Annotated in this window: 16 protein-coding genes and 1 pseudogene; 6 read left to right on the top strand and 11 right to left on the bottom strand. The window is 60.2% G+C overall.

Going from position 1 to position 17,586, the window contains the following annotated elements; translation table 11 throughout:
* Window positions 1-152: 152 nt before the first annotated feature.
* On the bottom strand, window positions 153-1,046 hold the full coding sequence (locus KGB06_RS10855) for a PA4780 family RIO1-like protein kinase (protein WP_046032972.1): 894 nt from the start codon (window positions 1,044-1,046) through the stop codon (window positions 153-155).
* 445 nt (window positions 1,047-1,491) lie between these two features.
* Between KGB06_RS10855 and KGB06_RS30085 the strand changes: the two are divergent.
* Together KGB06_RS30085 and KGB06_RS30080 are read left to right on the top strand one after the other, a co-directional pair.
* Window positions 1,492-2,580: pseudogene (locus KGB06_RS30085) on the top strand (cache domain-containing protein); the annotation flags it as partial.
* Between the two features lie 90 nt (window positions 2,581-2,670).
* Window positions 2,671-3,438 (top strand): methyl-accepting chemotaxis protein, encoded by a 768-nt coding sequence (locus KGB06_RS30080; RefSeq protein ID WP_411741843.1) that lies wholly within the window; start codon window positions 2,671-2,673, stop codon window positions 3,436-3,438.
* Window positions 3,439-3,566: 128 nt separating this feature from the next.
* Here KGB06_RS30080 and KGB06_RS10845 read toward each other — a convergent pair whose 3' ends face one another.
* Together KGB06_RS10845 and KGB06_RS10840 are read right to left on the bottom strand one after the other, a co-directional pair.
* Window positions 3,567-4,358: an AraC family transcriptional regulator gene (locus tag KGB06_RS10845; protein ID WP_223515252.1), complete on the bottom strand. Its 792-nt coding sequence runs from the start codon at window positions 4,356-4,358 to the stop codon at window positions 3,567-3,569.
* 193 nt (window positions 4,359-4,551) lie between these two features.
* The gene (locus tag KGB06_RS10840; RefSeq protein WP_223515249.1) at window positions 4,552-5,829 is read right to left on the bottom strand and encodes an acetyl-CoA C-acetyltransferase; all 1,278 of its coding nucleotides are present in this window, start codon (window positions 5,827-5,829) and stop codon (window positions 4,552-4,554) included.
* A 302-nt stretch (window positions 5,830-6,131) separates the two neighbouring features.
* Here KGB06_RS10840 and KGB06_RS10835 point away from each other — a divergent pair, with 302 nt between their 5' ends.
* On the top strand, window positions 6,132-7,484 hold the full coding sequence (locus KGB06_RS10835; RefSeq protein WP_223515246.1) for a 3-oxoacyl-ACP reductase: 1,353 nt from the start codon (window positions 6,132-6,134) through the stop codon (window positions 7,482-7,484).
* Window positions 7,485-7,486: 2 nt separating this feature from the next.
* Complete coding sequence (locus KGB06_RS10830) at window positions 7,487-8,341, top strand: MaoC family dehydratase (protein ID WP_223515244.1); 855 nt, start codon at window positions 7,487-7,489, stop codon at window positions 8,339-8,341.
* Window positions 8,342-8,469: 128 nt separating this feature from the next.
* On the opposite strand, the gene KGB06_RS10825 is transcribed toward KGB06_RS10830, so the two are convergent.
* Genes KGB06_RS10825 through KGB06_RS10810 form a run of 4 tightly spaced genes read right to left on the bottom strand, consistent with a single transcriptional unit; the run spans window position 8,470 to window position 10,768 of the window.
* On the bottom strand, window positions 8,470-9,036 hold the full coding sequence (locus tag KGB06_RS10825) for a DUF4136 domain-containing protein (protein WP_223515240.1): 567 nt from the start codon (window positions 9,034-9,036) through the stop codon (window positions 8,470-8,472).
* A gap of 53 nt (window positions 9,037-9,089) precedes the next feature.
* Window positions 9,090-9,704 carry a DUF4136 domain-containing protein gene (locus KGB06_RS10820; RefSeq protein WP_223515238.1) on the bottom strand — a complete coding sequence of 205 codons (615 nt, stop codon included), beginning with the start codon at window positions 9,702-9,704 and terminating at the stop codon, window positions 9,090-9,092.
* Window positions 9,705-9,716: 12 nt separating this feature from the next.
* Window positions 9,717-10,466 (bottom strand): methyltransferase domain-containing protein, encoded by a 750-nt coding sequence (locus KGB06_RS10815; protein WP_223515236.1) that lies wholly within the window; start codon window positions 10,464-10,466, stop codon window positions 9,717-9,719.
* A complete protein-coding gene (locus tag KGB06_RS10810; RefSeq protein ID WP_223515233.1) occupies window positions 10,466-10,768 on the bottom strand; it encodes a MazG-like family protein in 303 nt (100 codons plus the stop codon). Before KGB06_RS10810 ends, KGB06_RS10815 begins: the two co-directional genes overlap by 1 nt.
* Before the next feature lie 144 nt (window positions 10,769-10,912).
* Here KGB06_RS10810 and KGB06_RS10805 point away from each other — a divergent pair, with 144 nt between their 5' ends.
* Complete coding sequence (locus KGB06_RS10805) at window positions 10,913-11,206, top strand: hypothetical protein (RefSeq protein WP_223515230.1); 294 nt, start codon at window positions 10,913-10,915, stop codon at window positions 11,204-11,206.
* Between the two features lie 88 nt (window positions 11,207-11,294).
* Window positions 11,295-12,635 carry an MATE family efflux transporter gene (locus KGB06_RS10800; protein WP_223515227.1) on the top strand — a complete coding sequence of 447 codons (1,341 nt, stop codon included), beginning with the start codon at window positions 11,295-11,297 and terminating at the stop codon, window positions 12,633-12,635.
* A gap of 25 nt (window positions 12,636-12,660) precedes the next feature.
* Here KGB06_RS10800 and KGB06_RS10795 read toward each other — a convergent pair whose 3' ends face one another.
* The 4 genes from KGB06_RS10795 to KGB06_RS10780 all read right to left on the bottom strand — a co-directional run bounded on the left by KGB06_RS10795 (window position 12,661) and on the right by KGB06_RS10780 (window position 17,515).
* On the bottom strand, window positions 12,661-13,458 hold the full coding sequence (locus tag KGB06_RS10795; protein ID WP_223515225.1) for a DUF4123 domain-containing protein: 798 nt from the start codon (window positions 13,456-13,458) through the stop codon (window positions 12,661-12,663).
* Window positions 13,455-14,777 carry a contractile injection system protein, VgrG/Pvc8 family gene (locus KGB06_RS10790; protein ID WP_223515222.1) on the bottom strand — a complete coding sequence of 441 codons (1,323 nt, stop codon included), beginning with the start codon at window positions 14,775-14,777 and terminating at the stop codon, window positions 13,455-13,457. The genes KGB06_RS10795 and KGB06_RS10790 overlap by 4 nt, the downstream gene beginning before the upstream one ends.
* 233 nt (window positions 14,778-15,010) lie before the next feature.
* Window positions 15,011-16,924, bottom strand: coding sequence for an arginine decarboxylase (gene speA / locus KGB06_RS10785; RefSeq protein WP_223515205.1), 1,914 nt, complete (start codon window positions 16,922-16,924; stop codon window positions 15,011-15,013).
* Window positions 16,925-17,143: 219 nt separating this feature from the next.
* Window positions 17,144-17,515 (bottom strand): translation initiation factor Sui1, encoded by a 372-nt coding sequence (locus KGB06_RS10780; RefSeq protein ID WP_007947660.1) that lies wholly within the window; start codon window positions 17,513-17,515, stop codon window positions 17,144-17,146.
* Window positions 17,516-17,586: the final 71 nt, after the last annotated feature.

Below are 17,586 nucleotides of genomic sequence, written 5' to 3'. Positions count from 1 at the left end.
GGGAACAAACTGGTCTGGGTACGGGACTGTCCCTGGATGTAGGCCATAACGAAAAATGCTCCGTATCTTTCGATGCGGAGCATTTTCTTTGATCGCCAGGCAGATTGCTAGGTTTTCACACAGTCTGCGAAGCCGGGTTTTTGTTTAGCACATCACTGCATCCAGGGCGGAGGCGGCTCTTCGGCTTTGCTTGGTGGCGCGTCGTCAGCAGCGCGGATCGCTTGCTTACGCTCTTCGTCCAACCGCGCAGCCTCGATTTCGCGCATGATCCCGCCGACGTCGGCCAACTCTTCCGGCTCGTCGAATTCCCCGGTCAAGACACTGGCCGGGTGCAAGGTGCCGGCTTCGTACAACGCCCACATTTCCTTGGCGTATTTGGTCTTTTTCAACTCCGGCGCAAATCGCCCGAAGTAAGACGCCATGTTGCCCACGTCGCGCTCCAGCATGTTGAACGCGTGGTTGTTACCCGCCGCATCCACTGCCTGAGGCAAGTCGATGATGACCGGACCGTCCGGGGTCAACAGCACATTGAACTCGGACAAGTCACCGTGAACCAGACCGGTACACAACATCAGCACGATCTGCGAAATCAGGAACGCGTGATATTCGCGCGCCTGGTCCGGCTCCAGCACCACGTCGTTCAGACGCGGCGCGGCATCGCCGTATTCATCGGCCACCAGTTCCATGAGCAGTACGCCTTCGAGGAAGTCATACGGCTTGGGTACCCGGACACCGGCACCGGCCAGACGGAACAAAGCCGCCACTTCGGCGTTCTGCCACGCGTCTTCGGTTTCTTTCTTGCCAAACTTGGAGCCCTTGGCCATCGCACGAGCCTGTCGGCTGTTGCGCACCTTGCGGCCTTCCTGATACTCGGCCGCCTGACGGAAACTGCGTTTATTCGCCTCCTTGTAGACCTTCGCGCAACGTAACTCGTTGCCGCAGCGCACCACATAAACAGCTGCTTCTTTACCACTCATGAGTGGGCGCAGCACCTCGTCAACCAGACCGTCCTCGATCAGGGGTTCAATGCGTTTTGGAGTCTTCATCAGCTTTTATTGTGGGTCCTTTATTACCAAACACGCGAAAGTCATTCGTTATACGGCAATCCAGTCGTTCGGGGGAGGGGTTGCCGACCTATGAACGTCGCGATGCACGCAATGTGGCGGATTAATCACTCATCCGCCGCCGGTCGTCAATGACCGCCCGAGATCATAGCTGAGACAACGACACACGTAGGCGAAAGGTTCTGAGGGTATTTACGACAGAAACTGAAATCTTTATTCATACCTTTCAGTAGGATTTTTCCAATCCTGGCTCAATTTCCCCCTCCAGCGGCCGAAGTCCTCAAAGACAAAGGCAATTGTCCGACAAACTTTCCTACAGCAAACGACGGCGCACTCACGGACCCGAGATGAAGAACAACGTTTTCAGCTGCCAATATTCCGCGAGTCATCAGCACTGCGTGGGCCTACAAGAAAATCTGGAGCGTGGATGAACATCAAACAGAAGTTGACCTGGGCGTTTGCAATCATCGCCTGCTTGCCCGTGGTGCTGGTCGCCACCCTCGTTGTGCTGAATTTGCGCAGTGACGCCAAGGAGAGTTTCGTCGACGGCAGCGGCCGCGAAATTCGCCAGGTCAGCAACGCCATGCAACTGTTTTTCGACGGCATCAGCCAAAACGTCGACTACCTGGCCAACCAGCCCCTGATCAAGAACTCCGACGACAGCCTCAAGACCTACATGAGCGCCAACGCCGAGAGCATTCCACAAGGCGAGATGGATAAAAAAGTCTTCAACCTCCTCCAGGACCTGGGCAAAAGCCACCCCTCGTACGCCTATGCCATTCTCGGCACTGCGGCTGGCGGTTATGTGTCCTGGCCGGACGATGCGAAGCTGAACAATTATGACCCGCGCCAGCGCCCTTGGTACAAAGCGGCCCAAGCCAAACCGGGAAAGCCGTTCCGCACCGAGGCCTACTACTGGGCCCAGGACGACGCGACTTATGTCAGTACCGTGCGCACCATTGACAATCAGTTGGGCAACAATGGCGGCGTGGTCAGCATCGACGTGACGCTCAAGGGGCTCACCGAAATCGTCAAACAGATCAAGCTCGGTGAAACCGGCTACCTGATGCTGCTGGAAAACACCGGCATGGTCCTGGTGGACCCGAAACAACCGGAGCACAACTTCAAGCCACTAAGCAGCCTCGGTGAGGGTTACGCGCAATTGGCCAAGGCTGGCAAAGGCCTGGTGGAAGTCGAGCTGAACGGCGAACGCTACATGGCCAACGTCTGGCCGTCTGAGCAACTGGGCTGGACCTTCATCGGCCTGATCAAGCAAAACGACGTGATGAGCTCGGCCACCCAACTGACCTGGCTGATCGCACTCATCGCGGCCGTGCTGGCCGTGTTCTTCGCCATCCTCGGCGCGAGTTTCGCCAGCGTCATCGTGCGCCCGATCCGCAGCGTGGCCAGCGGTCTGGAAGGCATCGCTCAAGGCGAAGGCGATCTGACCAAGAACCTGGAAATCCGTGGCAGCGACGAAACCGCGCAATTGGCCAGTTGGTTCAACCAGTTCTTGACGGCGATTCGCAACCTGATTCAAAGCATCGGAGGCGCTGCGACCAACATCCTCGCCACCTCCAAGAGCTCGACCCAGGTCTCCAGCGATATGGCCGAAGCCGCCGGGCGCCAGCGTGAAGCGGTGGACATGGTGTCCACGGCGTTCCACGAAATGGTCGCCACCGCCAACGAAGTCGCGCGTTCTTGCAGCCAGGCGGCGGACTCTGCCGATAACGGCCAGCGTCAGGCTCGTGAAGGTCAACAGCAAATTGATGCGGCGGTGAGCAGCGTTGATCGCTTGAGCCAGGAAATCGAACAGTCGGCGCAATCGATGCAGCAACTCGAGCGCGACAGCAACGACATCCAGTCGATTCTGGGGACCATTCGCTCGATCGCCGAGCAGACCAACCTGCTGGCGCTGAACGCGGCCATTGAAGCGGCACGGGCCGGTGAGCAAGGGCGCGGGTTTGCGGTCGTGGCCGACGAAGTGCGGGCACTGGCCAAACGCACCGCTGACTCCACGGCGGAGATAGACGGTCTTCTCGGCAACCTTGCCAAGCGCACCAGCCAGGTGACTCAACAGATGCATGCGAGCCTGGAAGTGTCGCAGCAGTCGGTGAGCCGAATCGGCGAAGCACGCAACAGCTTTGGGTTGATTCGCGAGTCGGTGGACGTGATCCGCGATATGAACACGCAAATTGCGACGGCGGCAGAAGAACAGCATTCCGTGGCCGAAGACATCAACCGGCACATCAGCCAGATCCATGGAGATGCGCAATTGGTCGCGGAACTGGCCAACTCGGCGCGCCTGGATTCACAAAGCCTGGCCGGGCTTTCGAGCGAACTGGACGGGTTGGTTCGACGTTTTAGAACCTGACCTTCAGAAACACCGCACATCCACTGTGGGAGCGAGCCTGCTCGCGAAAGCGGACTTACATTCAACATAGATATTGAATGTGACGGCCTCTTCGCGAGCAGGCTCGCTCCCACAAGGGTCAGGTGGTGTTATTGCTTGAAGAGTTCGCCGGGGGTAAACCCGAACAGGCTTTTGAACGCAGCAATAAACGCCGACGTCGAGTCATAGCCACACGCCAGCGCGGCATTGGTCACGCTGTCGCCCTCCTCCAGAAGACTCAACGAAGACAACAACCGCATCCGCTGTCGCCAACCGCGAAAGCTCAACCCGGTCTCGCGCTGAAACAGGCGCATCAGGGTCTTTTCCGACGTACCCAAGCGCTCCGCCCATAGCTGCAATGTCACGTTCTGCTCGGGACGTTCAATCAACTCGTTGCACAATCCCAGCAGCCGCTCATGCCGTGGCAACGGCAGGGAAAACCCCACCTCGGGCAAGTTCGCCAACTGATCCAGCAACACACTCACCAACCGCGCTTCCTGGCTGTCGCCCTGCGGATATTCCACTGGCAGCAAGCAAAAACTCTTGATCAGCTCCCGCGCCAGCGGTGTGACTTCCAGTACCCGGCAGCGCCCGTCCGCCCACTCACAATCTTCGCGACGCACATACAGGCTGCGCATTTCGGCACGTATCGAGGTCACGACCTGATGCTCCAGATCCGCCGGAATCCAGATGCCCCACTGCGGCGGCGCAAAGAAACTGCCCTCGGCAGTGTGCACGCCGAGGACGCCGCTGATGGCGTAGGAAATCTGCACCCAATCGTGGCGGTGCGGCGGTGTCCAGGATCCAGCGTTCAGGCTTTCTACCCGGGCGAATAGCGGACGCGGTAACGCTGACAACGTCGGAATGATCCGCTCGAGGGAAAGGTGTCCGTTAGTCGACATTGAATTGCCTTATGTCGCAAGGTGACTGATCAGGCCGACGTTAGGCTAAGTCACGGATCCATACAAATCTATTTGATGCAGAGAATCCTTGTAGGAGTGAGCCTGCTCGCGATAGCGGTGTATCAGACACGTTAATGTTGACTGACACACCGCTATCGCGAGCAGGCTCACTCCTACAGGTTACGGTGTTTCTTCAGCGCTCGATTATGGCGGTGACGCCTTGACCGCCGGCGGCGCAGATCGAGATCAAACCCCGGCCCTTGCCCGCCGCGTCCAGCAACTTCGCCAGGTTGGCGACAATACGCCCGCCAGTCGCCGCAAACGGATGCCCGGCCGCCAGTGAACTGCCTTTGACGTTAAGCCGGCTGCGGTCAATGGAGCCCAGCGGCGCATCAAGCCCGAGGCGGGTTTTGCAATAGTCAGGGTCTTCCCAGGCTTTCAACGTGCAGAGCACTTGCGCGGCGAAGGCTTCGTGGATTTCGTAGTAGTCGAAGTCCTGCAAGGTCAGGCCATTGCGCGCCAGCAATCGCGGCACCGCGTACACCGGCGCCATCAACAGGCCTTCGGCACCGTTGACGAAATCCACCGCTGCCGCTTCGCCGTCACGCAGGTACGCGAGGATCGGCAAGCCACGCTCCCTGGCCCACTCCTCACTGCCCAGCAACACCAGCGACGCACCGTCGGTGAGTGGTGTGGAGTTGCCCGCCGTCATCGTGCCCTTGGCGCTTTTCTCGAAGGCCGGTTTCAGCTTGGCGAGCTGCTCCAGGGTCAGGTCCGGGCGCAGGTTGTTGTCGCGGGTCAGGCCGAGGAATGGCGTCATCAGGTCGTTGTGCCAGCCTTCGGCGTAGGACGCGGCCAGATGGCGATGGCTTTCCAGCGCCAGTTGATCCTGAGCTTCGCGGGGGATGTTCCAGGTCTGCGCCATCAGCTCGCAATGTTCGCCCATGGACAAACCGGTGCGGGGTTCGCCGTTGCGCGGAAATTCCGGGATCAGGTGTCGGGGCCGCAATTGCAGGAACGTTTTCAGTTTGTCCCCGGTGGTCTTGGCGCGATTGGCTTGCAGCAAGATCCTGCGCAGTCCTTCACTGACACTGATCGGCGCATCCGAGGTGGTATCGACACCGCCGGCAATGCCGCAATCGATCTGCCCCAGGGCGATCTTGTTCGCCACCAGCAACGCCGCTTCCAGCCCGGTGCCGCACGCCTGCTGGATGTCATAGGCCGGCGTTTCGGGCGACAGCCGCGACCCGAGCACGCACTCGCGCGTCAGGTTCATGTCCCGCGACAATTTGAGCACCGCCCCCGCGACCACTTCGCCCATGCGCAGGCCGTGCAGGTTGTAGCGTTCGATCAAGCCTTCGAGCGCTGCGGTGAGCATCGCCTGGTTACTGGCGGTGGCATACGCCCCGTTGGAACGGGCGAAAGGAATACGGTTACCGCCGATAATCGCGACGCGGCGCAGCTGAGTCATGAAAAGCTCCTTGTGAAAAATAAAATCTGAACGCGGTCCACTGTGGGAGCGAGCCTGCTCGCGATGGCGGTATGTCAGTCGCATCAATGTTGGCTGACACACCGCCATCGCGAGCAGGCTCGCTCCCACAGGGGTCTGCATTCCATTTCAGGTTCTGTATTCCAATTCTGGGTTGCGGTCGCCCTGACATTCCCGCTACGAACTACTCTGCAATGTTCAAGCGTAGGCCTTATCTCGTGGATCGAACGACTGATTGCCAATCGTGGTCCACACTTTGAACCCCAGCTGCCGGAGCACGTTCCATGTCTGACCGTTATATCGACTTCGCCAATTCGTCCATCGGCCATCGCCTGGTCGGGGCCATGGGTTTGCCGTCGCCGGTCCGCCTGGAGCGCTGGCAGGCAGGCCGGCTGCGGCCTGTCGAAGGGGCGCTGTTGATTGGCGGTGGCCCGTTGGCCGAGAAAGTCAGTGCGTTCGCCAATCGCCTGACCGACGCGATTTACAGCTACGGCACCGAACCTTCATTGGCCACCGCTTGGATTCCCGGCCACGGTCCGAAACTCAAAGCCGTGGTGTTCGATGCCAGTAACCTGGAGCAAACCGGGCAGCTCAAACAGCTGCGCGAGTTCTTCCAGCCGCTGATGAAAAACCTCGATCACAGCGCGCACCTGGTGATTCTGGGCCGTGCCCCGGAAACATTGAGCGACCCGTTCGCCGCCAGCGCCCAGCGCGCACTGGAAGGTTTCAGCCGTTCGCTGGCCAAGGAACTGCGCAGCGGTGGTACCTTGCAGTTGATCTATGTCGGCGACGGTGCGGAAGATCAGTTGGAGGGACCGCTGAGGTTTTTCCTCTCGCCTAAAAGTGCGTTTGTATCCGGGCAAGTGATTCGGTTGAAGGCGTGCGCCACGCCGGTTCAGGACTGGACGCGGCCACTGGCAGGACGCAAGGCGCTGGTGACCGGCGCAGCACGTGGCATTGGCGCCTCGATCGCCGAGACGCTGGCCCGTGACGGCGCCGAGGTGATTCTGCTCGACGTGCCATCGGCCAAAACCGATCTCGACGCCCTCGCCGCGCGCCTCGGCGGGCGCAGCATCACCCTGGACATTTGCGCCGAAGACGCCGCCACACAGTTGGTCGAACAACTGCCCGACGGCGTCGATATCGTGGTGCACAACGCAGGGATCACACGCGACAAAACCCTGGCCAACATGACCCCGGAATTCTGGGACGCGGTACTCGCGGTCAACCTCAATGCCCCGCAAGTGCTGACCAAGGCTCTGCTCGACAGCGGCACCCTGCACGACAACGGACGGGTGATTTTGCTTGCATCCATCAGCGGCATCGCCGGCAATCGCGGGCAAACCAACTACGCCGCGAGCAAGGCCGGGCTGATCGGGCTGGCACAAGCCTGGGCGCCGTTGCTGGATCAGCGCGGGATCAGCATCAACGCGGTGGCGCCGGGGTTTATTGAAACGCAGATGACCGCGCACATTCCGTTCGGCTTGCGTGAAGCGGGCCGACGCATGAGTTCACTCGGCCAGGGCGGCTTACCGCAAGACGTCGCCGAAGCCGTGGCCTGGCTGGCGCAACCGGGCACCGGCGCGTTTACCGGGCAAGCGCTGCGGGTCTGTGGACAAAGCGTCTTGGGGGCCTAGCGATGATCACCGATTGGCACACACTCAACCGCGAACCGAGCCTGTCGGCGTTGTATGTGCGAGCAGCGACGCGGCGCAAAATCACCGGCACCACGTTGCCCGACACGGGTTTGCACTGCTGGGTCGAGGTCGATCCCAAGCGCCTGGCGGCGTATCGCAAGGTCTGCGGGTTTGCCGACAACGGACTGCTGCCGCCAACCTATCCGCACATCCTCGCGTTTGCCTTGCAAATGCAATTGCTCACCGCCAAAGAATTCCCTTTTCCCCTGCTGGGGTTGATTCACCTGAGCAACCGCATCCGAGTTCTGCGGCCCATGGGCGGCGTGCACCGGGTACGCGTCAGCGTGCAGGTGCAGAATCTTCAACCCCATGCCAAGGGTGCGACGTTCGATCTGGTAACCACGCTGGACGATCAATTGGGGACGCTCTGGGAAGCGAAAAGCCAGATGCTGTGCCGGGGCGTCAAACTGGACGGGGAACCCGCCGAGGACGTGCCGGCACCCACGCTGGAGATGATGGAAGTGGCCCGCTGGAAAGCCCCCGCCGACATTGGTCGTCAATACGCCAAAGTGTCCGGCGACTACAACCCGATTCACCTGAGCGCCGCCAGCGCCAGACTCTTCGGTTTCCCGACGGCCATTGCCCATGGGTTGTGGAACAAGGCGCGCACGCTGGCGGCGCTGGCCGATCACCTGCCAACGGCGAACATCGAAATTGCCGTGCAGTTTCGCAAACCGGTGCGGTTGCCCAGTGAAGTGACATTGCTGGCGAGCGCGGCGGGATCCAATGGGGACTTTCAGTTGGTGGGTGCCGGGGATCTTGAGCACATGGTCGGGCATTGGCGGCCGGTGGCCTGATGGCTGACAGTGGAATCTTTGGAGTGCTTGAGATTGCTATCGCGAGCAGGTCGAATCGTCGCACCGTCACTCCCACAGGGGATTTGTGTTGATGCGCAAATCAAATGTGAGAGCGAGCCAATGTGGGGTTAGTGGGCCAATTTAGGTGGGTAGTTGGCCAGGATGCGTACAACGGTTTCATGTATCGCATTGCTACGATCCGTCGGGTTCGGCGAGCCGCTGAGCAGCTGTTCGTCGCTACCGCGCCACACCAGTTTGCCGTCCTTGCCGTCGAGCATGTCGATCTGGATGGTCGCCACCTTATAGCTGACGTTTCGGGTTTCGTTGTACATCGGCGCGCCCCAGTAACCGTTCCAGGGGTTGCCCCAACCGCCGCCATAATTGGTGGTGACTTGTTGCTGGCGCTCTTCGACGATCAGATAAGTTTGTATGTTCAAGTCGCCCTTGGTGCCGGCGGCGGCCGGACGCAAGCCTCGCTGGTCCAGTTGATCGGCAACGGACTGGCGGATGCGTTGTTCAGTCAGGTCACTCTTGATCCGTGGATCATCGGGGCGATATTGCAGGGCGGGTTCTTTCCAGCTCCAGCTGCGGTAGGCGGCAAAATCGCGGCTGGCATCGAAGTCATGATTGACCTGGTTGGCGGCGCAGGCACTGAGCAACGCGGCCACAGCCAGTACAGCGAAACGGCGGAACATGATGGTTCTCCAGTTGCAGGCAAAACGTGCGGAATGCTTCTTATCTACAGAAGCTAACTAGGAGGATACGCCGACATTGCCTTTTCTACAGCCTTGCGAATGGCATCGACTTGCTCGCTCTGGCTGCCCTTATCGCTGGTTTCAGCGCTGGCGCTCCACACCGGCTGACCGGTGCCCGCATCGAACATGTCCACCTGCACCACCACGACCTGTTCCTGATAGGTGCGCAGGATCGGCACGCTGCCGTACATGCCGTAACCGCTGCCGTAGTGGTTGTATCCGCCATAGCCGGCGCCGTAATAACCGTAGTCGTCCTGCACCTGCCGCATGCGGGTTTCCAGGTGCAGGTTGGCACTGACAAACAGGTCGGCCGGACGGTTATCGCGCATCGGCCGCAAGCCGCGCTGATCGAGCGCATTGCTGACCACTTCGGCCACCTGCGCCGAGTCTGCCCAAGTGGTGCCCGGTGGCAGATGACCGTCGAGCCACGCCCAGCTGCGATAACGCCCGTAGTCACGCGGTGGCGCCGGGTAGGCGCTGTGATCGAAGGTGGTGGCGGCGCCTGGTGGCGCCGGCGGTATCGGATTGGACGATGCCACATACGGGTTACTGCCTTCACAAGCCGCCAGCCCGAGACAGATCAGCAGTAACCCTGAACGCCTTTTCATTGAGTGCTCCGCTCAGATCGGCCGACAGATCCAGTGCAGATAGCGCCCAAGCCCGGCAAAACTTGGGTGACGACGGTGCGCCAGCTCCATTTCCAGCAAGTCCACCAGCTCGGCGCGGGCCTGGAATTCCACAGGCATGTAGTCGTGAAAAACCCGCACGCCACTCTGGGTTTCGACCTGCCACAAGCCTTCAAGTTGCGCCGCCAGCTCGCGCGGATCCAGTGGCTGTTGCGGGGTCAGGCTCTGCTTCTCGCCGGCCATGTCGTTCTTGCGCATCTTGCGAAAGTGGCCCTTGAGCAGGTTGCGGTAAATCAGCGCATCGCGGTTGTAGAAGGCCAGGGATAACCAACCGTCTTTTTTCGTCAGTTGATGCAAAACCGGCAAAATCGCATGCGGTTCGGCCAGCCATTCCAGCACGGCATGGCACAGCACCAGATCGTAGGGTTCGGTGAGCTGACCGAGCAGTTCCTGCCACGGCGCCTGAATGAATGTCGCGTTCTGCCCGGCCTCGGCAAAGCGTTGGCGGGCGCCTTCGAGCATCGGCTCTGCGGGCTCGGCCAGCGTAACGTCATGACCACGCTGGGCCAGCCACAACGACATGTGGCCCAGACCGGCGCCGATGTCGAGTACACGCAGCGGCCGGTCCGGCAGGGTTTCAGCCAGATCGGCCTGAAGCACCGCCAGCCGGATCGCGCCTTTGGCCCCGCCGTAGATTTTTTCGGCGAAGCGTGTCGCCAGTTGATCGAAATGACGATCGCTCATCAGCTGAACCTCTTTTCGCTGTCCGCGAGTTTGCTGCGCACGACTTCATTCATGTCCAACCCCAACTCGCTGCACAGCAGCAATAAATAGAGCACGATATCGCCGATTTCCTGCCCGGCGTGGGCAAGCTTGTCGGCCGGCAGCTGACGCGACTGGTCTTCGGTCAGCCACTGGAAAATCTCCACCAGTTCGGACATTTCCACACTGGCGGCCATGGCCAGGTTTTTCGGGCTGTGAAATTGCCGCCAGTCGTTGCGATCACGGATGGCGTGCAGGCGTTCGGTCAGTTCAACAAGGTTCATCGGGCTCTCCTGAAGGCGTATAGCTTCGGGGGGATGATGTGTGAAGGCAAGCGGCACGCGCCGCAAAACCACTATGCTTACAGGGAACTCGCCAATGCGATCAATGGCCCAAGGCTCAACCACTTTCATCAGGACGATAACGACATGCAGGTAGAAGGTTTTTTCGAATGGCTCGGCCAGGCGCTCGGCTCAGTCATCCGCTTTATCGTTGACGGCCTCAGTGGCTTGTTCAATCTACTGAGCAATGCCGGCGGCAACTTTGTCGAAGGCTTGTCCATGGCGTTGGGGATGGATGCTTCGATCATCAGTATCATCGCGCTGATTCTGGGCTTGATGCTGTTGTGGTCGGCGATTCGGGCATTCATGAATGCTTCGATCATCATGGGGATCATCTGGTTGATGCTGGGGCTGTGGTTGTTGAGCTGGATTATTCACTAACACCTAAAACCCAGTGGGAGCCGGCTCGCTCCCACACTGGCTATGCGCTCGCCTCCCGCTACAATGCCGGCTTCGCCAAGGAGCCTGCATGTCCAACCTGATTGCCGACTGGCGTGACCGCCCGACCCATCGTCGGGTCTGGGCGCTGGCAGCGCCGATGATTCTGTCGAACATTTCCGTACCGCTGGTGGCGCTGGTCGACAGTACGGTCATCGGCCACCTGCCCCACGCCCATCAGTTGGGCGCCGTCGCGGTCGGGGCCAGTTTGTATACGTTCCTGGCCTGGGCCATGGGTTTTCTGCGCATGGGCTCCACCGGTTTCGCGGCGCAGGCCGCCGGACGTGGGGATGGCGCGGCGTTGCGGCAGATTTTGCTGCAAGGTTTGTTGTTGGCCATGGGCCTGGCGATTGTCCTCGGCGCCATGGGCGTTCCCTTGAGCAATGTCGCGTTGCACTTCATGCAACCGTCGGCAGAGCTGGATCAACTGACCCGCGAATTTTTCCACACGCGGTTGTTCGGTCTACCGGCGGCGCTGGCCAGTTATGCACTGGTCGGCTGGTTCCTCGGCACCCAAAACGCGCGGGCACCGCTGGCGATTCTGCTGAGCACCAATCTGGTGAACATCGCGCTGAACCTGTGGTTCGTCCTGGGGCTGGAATGGGGCGTGGTCGGTGCGGCCCGGGCGTCGGTGATTGCCGAATGGACCGGTGCGCTGATTGGCCTGCTGCTGACGCGCAATGCCTTGCGTGCCTACCCAGGGCATATCGTCTGGGCCGCGTTGGCGTTGTGGCAGAGTTGGCGCCCATTGCTGGCGGTCAATCGCGACATTTTCATCCGAAGCCTGGCGCTGCAATCAGTGTTTTTCCTGATCACCGTGCAGGGCGCGCGACTCGGTGATGCCACCGTTGCCGCTAACGCACTTCTACTTAACGGCCTGCTGCTGACGGCACACGCTCTGGACGGTTTGGCGCATGCCGTGGAAGCCTTGTGCGGGCATGCCATCGGCGCGCGTGATCGAGTGGCGTTGCGGCGCTCACTGGTGGTCGCCTGCGGCTGGTCATTGCTGGCGAGCCTGGGTTTCGCCGTGTTGTTTGCGTTCGTCGGGCACCTGTTTATCGAAATGCAGACTGACATCCAGAGCGTGCGCGACACCGCGTTCATCTACCTGCCCTACCTCGCTTCGTTGCCGCTGATTGCAGTGTGGAGCTACCTGCTCGACGGGCTGTTTATCGGTGCCACTCGTGCCCGGGAAATGCGCAACGGCATGCTGCTGACAGTGGTTCTCCTGCTGCCCTTCGCCTGGGCACTGCAGGGCCAGGGCAACCATGGGTTGTGGATCACGTTTTTGCTGTTCATGGTGTTGCGCAGCCTGACCCTCGGCGCGTTCGCCTGGTACTTGCGCAAGAACGACGGCTGGTTCGCTGGATGATGGGAGGTCAGGGTCTTGCGCAGGTTCAGGACTGATCGTTTTGCCACTGGTTGCGCAGGCTATCGAGACGTTCCTGTTGAGTGATTCCCGGTATAGGCTGCTCGGGTATAGCGCCGGGGTACTGCAAGCGTAGCCATAACCAGCCATCGAGGACCGGCCGCTCGCTGAAACCCAGCGCCAATCCCTCCAGCAGATGGGACCACAGGCGGGTGTAATCGCTCGCGGTGGATTGGCTCCAGCGCCAGGCGTGTTGTTCAAGCAGGCAGGTTTGCAAAGCGTCACGCTGACGCGCACTGAGGTCTTCCTCAATGCCTAGCGGTTTGACCGCCAGCCCCGGATTGAACAACTGCTGCCAGCCCTGACAGCCGATAGCCCGGTCAGCCCAGGTTCCGCCGAACCAGCGCAGCTGGCTGATCGGACCGAGCCAGCGACTTAACTCCTGGGCATCGCACGCATCGAAAAAGTAACTGGCCGTGTGGGGATTGTAGTAACTCAACAAGGCGCGTTGATGCAGGCCAACAGTGACGGTGAGCATGCGACGCAAATGTTCGAGCAACTGCGACGGCGACGCCTCACTGACCAGCCACAACCCGCTCCAGAGATGGGGTTCGCGGTGGCACTGCTCGGCCAGCTCAGGGCATCCGTTGAGGTCGACCAACACCGGCCCGCGCTCCCTCAGCGGCTGCCATTCGGTGTTCTCGAATAACCAGAACTGTCGGGCATGGGCAAACTGTTGCCGCAGTGCTGCACCGGCCCCAGGTTCACCCGGTACATCGAGCAACAACCATGGCGAGGTTGCTTCGGGAGCAAGGACGGCAATCATGCCGCACCGCTCTGGCCAAGCTGCGTCGCGGCCCGGCAAATGCAAAGGTTTTGCGTGCAATGAGTAAAACTGCCCCCGCCGGGCAGCAGGCACAGCAACACCAACGGCTCGCTGGAGTGCAACAAGCGCAACAATCCCTCGACCGACACATTGTCGTCTGCCACCGCAGCCGGTTGAAGCTCGGGCGAGCCTGGCGCCTGGATATCGGGCGCACCAGGAAGAAACCCAGTGATCAGCGGTTGATCGGGATCACCTTCGACAAAGCTCACCAGCACCTCAATTCCTTCACTCAAAGGCAGGTCGAGCGTGCCACGCAATTCAGGTGCTATCGACAACCAGCAGTGGCTGGATGCCGCGCCTTCGCCCTGATAGAGCCAGTCAAATTGCACGGCGACGGGCCGGGACGCCTCGGGTTGAGGCTCAGCGACCTCGACCACCCAGGCCCGCTGCAGGCTGTGCATCCTGGGAGCAGTGGCCAAACCCGCCGGCACATAAGGCGACGCGGCGGCCACCGCGCGGATCTGGTTGCCGTACGTAAACTCCGGCAGCTGTCCACCCTGATGCTCGACATGGGTCAGCAACCAGAGACGATTCCAGTCGGCACACGGATGACCCGTCATCGGAACGCGCAGGCCGCTGCGCAACGTCGCAAGATTCGTATGGCCTTCGGCGGCCTGCGCGCGACCATGGAGCGTGAACTGATGCACGCCAGGTTGCCCGGTGTCGGACGCAAAGATCATCTCTGCGCCGCACCGATCGTGCCCCTGCCCGTCACCTATGACCAGACAGTGACCGCCCCAGCGGTGCTCGAAGTAATAATGAAGTCTTTCTTGCGCACACAGTCGCTGGAAAAATTGCAGATCCGACTCCTGGTGCTGCGTGCAGAAATCCCGAGGAAGGTAATCGCCGGTCAACTCGAAACGCCGATCCTTGCCCGCAATGCCATGCTCCTTGAGCACTTGGGCGAGGATGTCCGGCACCGAACGGTCACTGAACATTCGCCGGCTGGACCGCAGCGCCAGGCACGCGAGTTTCGGCCTCAGGCTTACACGACAAAGTCTGTATGTTGTGCCATGTCCGGTCTGGACGAGTTCATGCAACTGCCCGTGAATACCACTCCCCGCTGGCCCGAAATGCAAAAAGCACGGACGGTACAACAGGCTTGCCAAGTCCAGCGTCGGATCATCGATCAGCACATCCACGTTGAACTCAAAGGGTTCGCTGATCGCTTCACTGCCAGTAAAGGCCAAGACCTCAAAGGGATCGGGCAGACCCGCTATATCCAGACGAAATGACGGCTCGTTGACTGGATCGAACATCGGCGATTCTCTACAGGAGGGGCGGCCGGGGATTCTCTCCGAGAGAGTTGGCCGAGTAGAGTGCCGAAATACAACTTAGGAAACGGCCTACGCGAAAAGAAGACCACATCGCATGGATAGACGTGGATGTGAGTCATTTCGCTGGAAAACAAAGACGCGTCTCACCAGGCCCTCTGAAATTTCCGCAACGTGCGGAACATTTTCAGACAACCTGATGAGAGCCGTGCCTTACCTTACGAAGACAGGTAAGACGAACGGGTCAGGCCCAGGCGCAGCGCGTCGAGGAACTGGGTGCGCTCGGCAGCGGTGATGCGGGCACTGGCGCACTTGTCGCGGTAGTGGGTCATCAACTCTTCCGGCGACAAGTGCACGTAGCGCAGCATGTCCTCGATGGTGTCGTGGGTTTCGATACCGGCGTGGTACACGCTGCCGTCAGCGTTCTGGTAGATGTTCACCGAGTCGGTGTCACCGAACAGGTTGTGCATGTCGCCAAGAATTTCCTGGTAGGCGCCCACCAGAAAGATCCCCAGCAGGTAGTCTTCACCGTCGTTCAGCGCGTGTACCGGCAGGCTGGTTTCGATGCTCTGCTCGTCGACGTATTGCTTGATCTTGCCGTCGGAGTCGCAGGTCAGGTCTTGCAGCACTGCACGGCGCAGCGGCTCTTCGTCGAGACGGTGCAGCGGCAGGATCGGCAGGACCTGGCCGATGGCCCAGGTGTCCGGCAGGCTCTGGAACACCGAGAAGTTGCAGATGTACTTGTCGGCCAGTTTGTCGTTGAGTTCGTCGAGCACCTGACGGTGCGAACGCTGACGGGCTTTCAACGAGTTGTGCAGGCGACGGCACACGGCGAAGTAGCATTGCTCGGCCAGGGCTTTTTGAGCCAGGGTCAGCTTGCCATCGGCGTACTGGGAAGCCACGTCGCTCATGTAGTGCGTCGCGCGCCAGTACGTTTCGGTGACCATCTCGATGTCGGTCGGGCCCAGCAGGTCAACCAGCCATTGCACGGTTTCCGGCAGCTCTTCCTTGTTGTCGATCTTCGGCACGTCGTCGTTGTGTTTCTCGACGTCGGTGACTTGCACCACCAGCATGGCGTGGTGAGCGGTCAGGGAGCGGCCGCTTTCGGAGAAAATGTTCGGGTGCGGCAGGTTCTGCGCGTCGCAGAACTCTTTGAGCATCCCGACCACGACACCGGCGTAATCGTCCATGTCGTAGTTGATCGAACTGGCGTTACGCGAATGCGTACCATCGTAGTCCACGCCCAAACCGCCGCCGACATCGATGTGATCCACCGGCAGGCCGAGGTTGCGCAGTTCGCCGTAGTAACGAATCGCTTCCTTGAAACCGTGCTGGTAGTCCGCCAGGTTGGCGATTTGCGAGCCCATGTGGAAGTGCAGCAGGCGAATGCCCTGATCCAGGCCGGCCGCGCGGAAACGCTCGACCACCGACAGCAATTGCGCCGCCGACAGACCGAATTTGGATTTCTCGCCACCGGTGTCCGCCCACTTGGACGAGGCCAGGGACGACAGACGCACGCGCAAGCCGACTTGAGGCTTGACCTTCAGCGACGCCGCTTCTTCGATCACCAGGCCGACTTCGGATTCTTTCTCGATCACGATAAAGACGTTGTGACCCAGCTTCTGGCCCATCAGCGCCAGACGAATGAACTCGCGGTCCTTGTAACCGTTGCAGACGATGGTGCCGCCCTTCGGCGCCAGGGCCAACACGGCCAGCAGCTCAGGCTTGGAGCCGGCTTCCAGACCGATGGAAACGTCCTGAGTGGCGATGATGTTTTCAATCACTGCTTCTTGCTGGTTAACCTTGATCGGGTACAGCGCGGTGTACTTGCTCTGGTATTCCAGACGCTCGATGTTCGCATCGAAGGCGCCAGTCAGCTGACGCACGCGGTCTTGCAAGATATCCGGGAAACGCACCAGCAATGGCAAGGACAAACCGCTTTTGCGCAGTTGGTCGACTTGCTCGAACAGATCAATAGGCGAACTGGTCGGACCGTTCGGACGAACTTCGACGCGACCGGCGTCGTTGATCGCGAAATACCCGGCCCCCCAATGGCGAATCCCGTAAACACTGCGGCTGTCCGCAACTGTCCATTGGCTGCCATCGTCTTTGCGTGTGCGTCGTACGGACATTGAAGTCCCCTATAAAGAAGTCATAGAGCGTCGCCTGGGTTCAGGCCGGCGCAGTCTAAAGAATGAAAATGACGATTAGCCTGCATGCAAGGGCGATAGACCTCACATTCAGGTTTGAGTTTAGAAACCGGTCAGAACAGGCTCTGTGAAAACCATGTAGACGACGCCAGACCTGTTGTCAGGACTGGATCAAGCCGAGGGTGGTTTTCACAGAGGCTGCTAGCCGCCGGACTTCTTCGCTTTGAAACCGAGTTTGATCAGCTCACCCAAGAGTAGCTCGACATGATCGCCCTGGATTTCGATGATCCCGTCTTTCAACGCCCCGCCTGTGCCGCAACGTTTCTTCAACGTGGTGGCCAGGTCCTTGAGCGCGTCTTCGGCCAACGGCACGCCGGTGATTGTGGTCACCGTCTTGCCGCCACGACCTTTGCTTTCGCGACGCACGCGAGCGATGCCGTCGCCGGCCGGGATAACGGTCTGTTTGCAGATACAGGCGTCCACCGGTTTACTGCATTCCGGGCAATGACGACCTGCGTCGGTGGAAAATACCAGGCCACCAAGGGCGGCGAAGGATGCGGCTTTTTTGGCCACCGGCAATCCTCTTGGGAGGACAAAGACTGGTCGCGGCAACTTGGGAAGTGGCCATCGACCGCGAAGCCCCA

It is taken from the genome of Pseudomonas sp. GL-B-19 (assembly GCF_019956415.1).
GTDB lineage: Bacteria > Pseudomonadota > Gammaproteobacteria > Pseudomonadales > Pseudomonadaceae > Aquipseudomonas.
The sequence above is the reverse complement of the archived record's forward strand: the minus strand, read 5'-3'. Positions and strand labels throughout refer to the sequence as shown.

What these genes read in the sequence shown, in the direction of transcription:
- KGB06_RS10855 (WP_046032972.1), bottom strand. Translation starts at nt 1,046, where the DNA reads ATGAAGACTCCAAAACGCATTGAACCCCTGATCGAGGACGGTCTGGTT.
- KGB06_RS30080 (WP_411741843.1), top strand. Translation starts at nt 2,671, where the DNA reads ATGGCCGAAGCCGCCGGGCGCCAGCGTGAAGCGGTGGACATGGTGTCC.
- KGB06_RS10845 (WP_223515252.1), bottom strand. Translation starts at nt 4,358, where the DNA reads ATGTCGACTAACGGACACCTTTCCCTCGAGCGGATCATTCCGACGTTG.
- KGB06_RS10840 (WP_223515249.1), bottom strand. Translation starts at nt 5,829, where the DNA reads ATGACTCAGCTGCGCCGCGTCGCGATTATCGGCGGTAACCGTATTCCT.
- KGB06_RS10835 (WP_223515246.1), top strand. Translation starts at nt 6,132, where the DNA reads ATGTCTGACCGTTATATCGACTTCGCCAATTCGTCCATCGGCCATCGC.
- KGB06_RS10830 (WP_223515244.1), top strand. Translation starts at nt 7,487, where the DNA reads ATGATCACCGATTGGCACACACTCAACCGCGAACCGAGCCTGTCGGCG.
- KGB06_RS10825 (WP_223515240.1), bottom strand. Translation starts at nt 9,036, where the DNA reads ATGTTCCGCCGTTTCGCTGTACTGGCTGTGGCCGCGTTGCTCAGTGCC.
- KGB06_RS10820 (WP_223515238.1), bottom strand. Translation starts at nt 9,704, where the DNA reads ATGAAAAGGCGTTCAGGGTTACTGCTGATCTGTCTCGGGCTGGCGGCT.
- KGB06_RS10815 (WP_223515236.1), bottom strand. Translation starts at nt 10,466, where the DNA reads ATGAGCGATCGTCATTTCGATCAACTGGCGACACGCTTCGCCGAAAAA.
- KGB06_RS10810 (WP_223515233.1), bottom strand. Translation starts at nt 10,768, where the DNA reads ATGAACCTTGTTGAACTGACCGAACGCCTGCACGCCATCCGTGATCGC.
- KGB06_RS10805 (WP_223515230.1), top strand. Translation starts at nt 10,913, where the DNA reads ATGCAGGTAGAAGGTTTTTTCGAATGGCTCGGCCAGGCGCTCGGCTCA.
- KGB06_RS10800 (WP_223515227.1), top strand. Translation starts at nt 11,295, where the DNA reads ATGTCCAACCTGATTGCCGACTGGCGTGACCGCCCGACCCATCGTCGG.
- KGB06_RS10795 (WP_223515225.1), bottom strand. Translation starts at nt 13,458, where the DNA reads ATGATTGCCGTCCTTGCTCCCGAAGCAACCTCGCCATGGTTGTTGCTC.
- KGB06_RS10790 (WP_223515222.1), bottom strand. Translation starts at nt 14,777, where the DNA reads ATGTTCGATCCAGTCAACGAGCCGTCATTTCGTCTGGATATAGCGGGT.
- speA (WP_223515205.1), bottom strand. Translation starts at nt 16,924, where the DNA reads ATGTCCGTACGACGCACACGCAAAGACGATGGCAGCCAATGGACAGTT.